Annotated in this window: 1 protein-coding gene and 2 pseudogenes; all 3 read right to left on the minus strand. The window is 55.4% G+C overall.

Annotated elements, in window-relative coordinates; translation table 11 throughout:
• A pseudogene (locus ACIPIZ_RS29600) lies at window positions 1-62 on the minus strand (hypothetical protein); the annotation flags it as partial.
• A 200-nt stretch (window positions 63-262) separates the two neighbouring features.
• Window positions 263-958 carry a 50S ribosomal protein L1 gene (rplA, locus tag ACIPIZ_RS29605; protein ID WP_007916481.1) on the minus strand — a complete coding sequence of 232 codons (696 nt, stop codon included), beginning with the start codon at window positions 956-958 and terminating at the stop codon, window positions 263-265.
• Window positions 958-1,072 (minus strand): annotated as a pseudogene (rplK, locus tag ACIPIZ_RS29610) (50S ribosomal protein L11); the annotation flags it as partial. The pseudogene rplK and the gene rplA, both read right to left, overlap by 1 nt.

Genomic DNA, 1,072 nt, shown 5'->3' on the forward strand with positions numbered 1-1,072 from the left:
ACTGTGGCAGCCTCGTTGACGTCAGCGACGATGGCCTTCTTGGCTACGAGATGAAGTGCCACGGGTGTAACGCCTGCTTGTTACCGTTTCATTCGATCGGAACCGAATGTCGTTTTGGTGTCTGATTCGGTAAGGAACCGGGAGCACCATCTGCGTAGGCTGATGGTTTAAGACTTGCGTCGCCTACGGTCTTGGATAGCCCCCGCCAGGCAGGGACCCCAATCTTTCAATTGGCGCGAAAAAAATCGCGCCAACCTTTGTCTTACGCGTCCAGCGAGCTCTGGTCGATAACCAGACCTGGGCCCATAGTGGTGCTCAGGGTAACGCGCTTGACGTAAATACCTTTCGAGGAAGCTGGCTTGATACGCTTCAGATCAGCGATCAGGGCTTCAACGTTTTCCTTCAGCTTGACGGCGTCGAAGCCCATCTTGCCAACGGAAGTGTGAATGATGCCGTTTTTGTCGGTGCGATAACGAACCTGACCAGCTTTAGCGTTTTTAACCGCGGTAGCTACGTCTGGAGTTACGGTACCAACCTTAGGGTTAGGCATCAGACCACGTGGACCGAGGATCTGACCCAGTTGACCTACAACGCGCATGGCATCCGGGGATGCGATCACTACGTCATAGTTCAGGTCGCCGCCTTTCATTTCGGCAGCCAGGTCGTCCATACCTACGCGATCAGCGCCGGCAGCCAGAGCGGCTTCAGCAGCCGGACCCTGGGTGAACACAGCAACGCGAACAGTCTTGCCAGTGCCGTGCGGCAGCACAGTAGCGCTACGAACAACCTGGTCGGATTTACGCGGGTCTACACCCAGATTTACAGCAACGTCGAACGACTCGCTGAACTTGACAGTCGACAGCTCAGCCAGCAGGGCAGCAGCGTCTACAATGTTGTAGGCCTTGCCTGCTTCGATTTTGCCGGCGATAGCCTTTTGACGCTTGGTCAGCTTAGCCATTACACACCCTCCACCTTAAGGCCCATGCTACGAGCAGAACCGGCGATAGTACGCACGGCTGCATCCATATCAGCTGCAGTCAGATCCGCGATTCTGGTTTTCGCGATTTCTACC

This window comes from Pseudomonas sp. NPDC087690, from assembly GCF_044743175.1.
Classification (GTDB): Bacteria; Pseudomonadota; Gammaproteobacteria; order Pseudomonadales; family Pseudomonadaceae; genus Aquipseudomonas.